We start from the raw sequence: 4,757 nt of genomic DNA, 5'->3' as shown, positions 1-4,757 counted from the left end.
GGGTAGGAAAATCTTATTTATTGCTTGCCGATAACTATGTGGCTCTTGAAGATTACTTTCAGGCTAAAGGTACCCTTAGGTCTATTATAGAAAAGTTTCCGGTTGAGGAATATAAACTTAAAGCCAAGGATAAACTGAAGCAGATAGAATCGCTGGAAGGGAAAGATCAAAATTCTGAATCTGATACTTTAATATTTGATAATTAATATGCTGAATAGTAGTAAATTATATTATGGTCATAGAGGAAATCTATTGAGATTAATTGCGCCATTGATGATCATTTTTATGCTGATTTCTACCCAGTCAAACGCTCAGGAGGATTGGGAAAACGATGGAGAAATTGAAGATGTAGAAATCGAAATTGTAAAAGATCGTGAGATCAATCTACCAAAAGCGAATAGAAATTTTCAAAAAATACCACCGGTAAGTACTGAGCCGAGAGTAGGCGATTTGCAATATTTTTACAACACCATAAACTTTCAAATACCATCATTAGATCTCAAAATGAGACCACTCAGAATTAAAGATGAGCGATTAGAAAAATTTTATGGCAACTATGTAAAGGCGGGATTCGGAAATTATGTTACACCTTACTTTGAAGGGTTTGTAAATAGCAAAAGAAGTAATCAATATACTTATGGTGCTCACGTAAATTTTCTTAATTCTAAGAACGGGCCAGTCGATGATGAAAATTCAGGATCAGGGAGATTTGATCTGGATTTATTTGGTAAGGCGTTTGGTAAAAAAGCTACTTTGAGTGGTGATGTCGGTTATCATAGAAGAAACTATCATTTCTATGGTTATGATGAGGGTGCAGAGATAGATGCCGATTCAATAAAACAAGTCTATAATACTTTTTCTCTGCAGACTGCAATCGAAAACACAAACAAGTCTGATCAGCTGCAGTATAAACTGGGCGTTACTTATGATTACCTTACTGATGACTATGAGGCAAGTGAAGGTAAGCTTGGAGCCGATCTTGGCACCAGTTACGAGCTAAGTGACGATGCGTATGTAAAACTTAATGCAGATGTGATGGTCTTGTCAAGAAAGGATCAGTTAATAGAAACTACTCGAAATACTTTCGGTATAAGTCCAATTGTTGGTTTCAAAATAGCTGGTTTTGATATCGAAGCAGGTTTTAATGCGGTATACGAAGATGATACCTTAGGCTCTTCTGATGATCTTCATTTTTATCCTTTGGCAAAAGCAAGTTATGAGTTGTCAAGTGTTTTTGAGGTATATGCAGGCATTAGAGGAGATATAGAAAGACAATCTTTGAGCGATATTGTCAGTCAAAATCCTTTTATTAAATTCAATCAGCCCATTTTTCACAACAATAAGACATTTGATTTTTACGGTGGAATAAACGGTAAAGTCAATAATAACATAGGTTTTACAGCCGGTCTTAGTTTGGCTAACTATAGAAACCTCCATTATTTTATAAATGACCCATCAGATCAGTCACGCTTTTTAGTAGCATATGATACTGAAAATACAGCGGTGGTTAATCTTTTCGGAGAACTTACGCTTAATAATGAGTCTTTAAGGACCACATTCAGGGGAGATTATTGGGGATATGACGCTAGCGATGAGATAGGTGGAGAAGCGTGGCATAGGCCAAATTATCAGCTTTCTATATTGTCAACTTATAATCTTTACGATAAAATTCTCTTTAATGCAGAATTCTACATGTACGGTGGCATAAAAGCTATTGATCTCGTAAATAATGAGGAGATATCACTTGACCCGGCTCTTGATTTAAGCCTTAAAAGTGAGTACCTGATATCAAAACAAGTGTCAGCTTTTGTAGAGTTTAATAATATTTTTAGTCAGAGTTACGAGTTGTACTATCGTTATCCTTCTAGAAAACTGCAGTTTATGGCTGGGTTTACCTATAGTTTTTAAACCATTAGGCAGATTTGTAATTAACATTATTTCCCTATATTGTGGGGATAACGCATTTTTTAGTTGATTTGCCACACTGAAAATTTAGATTATTTTTGTAACACTTATTGGTTTTAAAAACAACAGATAACCACGACTATGGCTAAGAAGAAAAAAGAAGATAAAGAAAGAGAAGACGATATAAACCAGGATGCTCAGGGTGATTTTAATGAGGCAGATGATAATTTTGGCTTACCGGATGTAGATTATGAGCCTATCGACCGTGATGAGGAAGAAGAGCAATCGTCTGAGACTTCTGAATCGCAGGAGGAAACAACAGAGCAAGAGGAAGCTCCGGCATACGAAAGTGAGGAAGTATATGCTGCAGAAGGTATAGATCACGAAGCTGAGCAAACTCCACCAAAACAAGAGTATGTACCTGGAAGCTACACACCGCCTAAAGATGACTCCAATAATGGTCCAAAAGTCATTTTACTTATTCTTGTGCTTATAGCAATTGGTGGTCTGATATGGTGGTTTGGTTTTGAATCTCCAAAAAGAGAGGCCGCTGAAAAAGCAAAGATTGAAAAGCAAAAACAAGAAGAAATCAGGAGAAGACAGCAGGCTGAAGCTGCAGCAGAACGTAAGCGTCAGGAAGAGCTCGCAGCTCAAAGAGAAGCTGAAGCAGCGGCAGAGGCAGCATCTAAGCCTAAACTTGGTACCATTGAAACAATTTCTGATAGGTCAGGTCGTTATTACGTAGTAATTTCTAGTGCCCTTGACGGAGATTTGGCTATGGATTATGCCAAGCAAAAGCAAAAAGAAGGAATAGCAACTTACATTATCGAGCCATTCGGAAAGAGCAAATTCCACAGGATAGCTGTAAGCGATTTTGGTTCCTGGGAAGATGCGCAAGCAGAAGCTAATGATTTGAAAGGCCAATATGGCGATGGCGTTTGGGTGATTAAATACTAATTGATTAATGATATTAACACAAATTACGACCGCACAAGATACGGCAACCATAGCGAACCAAACTGATACGGTATCAATATTAGACCTCCTTTTACAAGGAGGTTTTATGATGGTACCGATTTTTATATTATCAGCAATGGCTGTATATATTTTTACAGAGCGTGTTTTAAATATTAATAAAGCTGCTAAAACACCTGATGATTTCATGAGTGGCATCAGGAATCGCGTGGAACAAGGAGATATCGATGGGGCCAAAGTATTGTGCACCCAGTATGATTCACCCACTGCGAGAATGATAGAAAAAGGGATATCTCGGATAGGAAGTCCTTTAAAGAATATTGAAGTTTCTATCGAGAACGTGGGCAAGATTGAAATCTTTAAATTGGAGAAGAACCTGGCCTTGTTGGCTACGATTTCTGGTGCAGCACCTATGCTAGGTTTTTTAGGTACTGTAATCGGTATGATCCAGTCATTTATTGCTATCGCTCAGGAAGAAGGCTCTGTAAGCCCAAAATTACTTTCTGAAGGTATTTATACTGCGATGGTTACTACTGCAGCCGGTTTGTTCGTAGGTATTTTGGCCTATATCGGGTACAATTACCTAGTATCTCGAGTGCAAAAGGTAGTGCACAAGATGGAGTACAACTCTGTTGATTTCATAGATTTATTACAGGAGCCTAGATAGGTTTTAAAGCACTAAGACAAATAAGATATGGCATTAAAATCAAAACATAATGTAGAACCGATGTTCAGCATGTCTTCCATGACAGACATCATCTTTCTCTTGTTGATATTTTTCATGCTCACATCATCATTCATCACGCCTTCTGGTTTGCCTGTCAGTTTGCCAACGAGCAAAGCGGCTACTGTAGAGTTGCAGAAGGTTTCTGTGACTATTACCAAAGACCTTGATTATTATGTAAATGATAAGAAAGTAAGCAAGGGGATGCTTGAAGGGGAACTTAAAAGCAAGCTTACGGGTAAAGAAGGTGTAGTAGTACTACATATTGATAAAAGTGTGGCTACAGAGCATCTGGTAGATGTTGCTGGTATAGCTACTCTACTGGAAGCAAAAGTATCTATAGCTACCAAACCTAATTAGGGTGGAAAAAGAAGAAAGAAATAAGAAACTGGGATTAGTGATATCAGGAGCATTTCATTTGCTGCTGTTACTCGCTTTCTTATTTATTATAGCCTGGAAAGAGCCAGACCCTCCGATACCAGAATATGGCATCGAGCTTAACTTTGGTACAAGTGATGTTGGAACTGGTAATGTGCAGCCCGAGACTGCTGTAGAAGAAACTCCTGTAGATGAAGAAGCAGCTCCTGAAGAGTTGCCTGAAGAAAGCACAGAAGATGTGGTGGAAGAGGTTGATGTGACGGAAGAGGTGGAAGATACACCTACAGAAGCAGCTGAGACCACCGAAAATACACAAGCTAGTCCTGATGTAGTGGAAGAGACACCTAAAGTTGAAAAACAACCTGAGGTGAAGGAGGTGAAGAAAGAAACAAAGCCGGTAGAGAAACCTACTGAAGAGAAGAAAACTGAAAAACCTGCTGCCGGTGCCAAAGGCAATGAGGGAGAAAATAATAAACCTCAAAATGCAAATCAAGGCGATAACATAGACAAGCAGGGTGACAAGGGTGATGAACAAGGTACCTTAGATTCCAGAGCGCTGTATGGTCAGGCCGGTGGCGGTGGGGGTCCCGCGTTAAGTATTGTTGGTTGGATATGGGATGAAGTACCTAATAAAAAAGATGATAGTTCTGAAAATGGTCAGATTATAATTGATTTTTGGATAGATGATCAGGGTGAAGTTCTGAGAACTAGAATAACTGAAACTGGCGTTTCTATGGCGGTTGCAAAGTTCTACGAGGAACAACTAAGAGAAATT

The 4,757-nt window shown here is 38.6% G+C and carries 6 protein-coding genes; all 6 read left to right on the top strand.

The annotated features are described in order from the left end of the window. On the top strand, positions 1 to 206 hold a 206-nt coding region (locus tag E1176_RS20545), incomplete at its 5' end, for a tetratricopeptide repeat protein (RefSeq protein ID WP_185152656.1). 1 nt (position 207) lies between these two features. After that, positions 208 to 1,908 carry a TonB-dependent receptor gene (locus E1176_RS05955; RefSeq protein WP_155209648.1) on the top strand — a complete coding sequence of 567 codons (1,701 nt, stop codon included), beginning with the start codon at positions 208 to 210 and terminating at the stop codon, positions 1,906 to 1,908. 138 nt (positions 1,909 to 2,046) lie between these two features. Next, the gene (locus tag E1176_RS05950; protein WP_155209647.1) at positions 2,047 to 2,862 is read left to right on the top strand and encodes an SPOR domain-containing protein; all 816 of its coding nucleotides are present in this window, start codon (positions 2,047 to 2,049) and stop codon (positions 2,860 to 2,862) included. A 7-nt stretch (positions 2,863 to 2,869) separates the two neighbouring features. Beyond that, complete coding sequence (locus E1176_RS05945; RefSeq protein ID WP_155209646.1) at positions 2,870 to 3,547, top strand: MotA/TolQ/ExbB proton channel family protein; 678 nt, start codon at positions 2,870 to 2,872, stop codon at positions 3,545 to 3,547. Between the two features lie 27 nt (positions 3,548 to 3,574). After that, positions 3,575 to 3,964, top strand: a complete 390-nt coding sequence (locus E1176_RS05940) for an ExbD/TolR family protein (RefSeq protein WP_155209645.1) — start codon at positions 3,575 to 3,577, stop codon at positions 3,962 to 3,964. 1 nt (position 3,965) lies between these two features. Next, the coding region (locus tag E1176_RS05935) for a hypothetical protein (protein ID WP_155209644.1) at positions 3,966 to 4,757 on the top strand (792 nt) is incomplete at its 3' end.

Origin of the sequence: Fulvivirga aurantia (assembly GCF_009711475.1) — a bacterium.
Taxonomy (GTDB): Bacteria; Bacteroidota; Bacteroidia; order Cytophagales; family Cyclobacteriaceae; genus Fulvivirga; species Fulvivirga aurantia.
Note: the sequence above shows the minus strand (reverse complement) of the source record. Positions and strands in the feature narration are given on the sequence as shown.

What these genes read in the sequence shown, in the direction of transcription:
- E1176_RS05940 (WP_155209645.1), top strand. Translation starts at nt 3,575, where the DNA reads ATGGCATTAAAATCAAAACATAATGTAGAACCGATGTTCAGCATGTCT.
- E1176_RS05955 (WP_155209648.1), top strand. Translation starts at nt 208, where the DNA reads ATGCTGAATAGTAGTAAATTATATTATGGTCATAGAGGAAATCTATTG.
- E1176_RS05950 (WP_155209647.1), top strand. Translation starts at nt 2,047, where the DNA reads ATGGCTAAGAAGAAAAAAGAAGATAAAGAAAGAGAAGACGATATAAAC.
- E1176_RS05945 (WP_155209646.1), top strand. Translation starts at nt 2,870, where the DNA reads ATGATATTAACACAAATTACGACCGCACAAGATACGGCAACCATAGCG.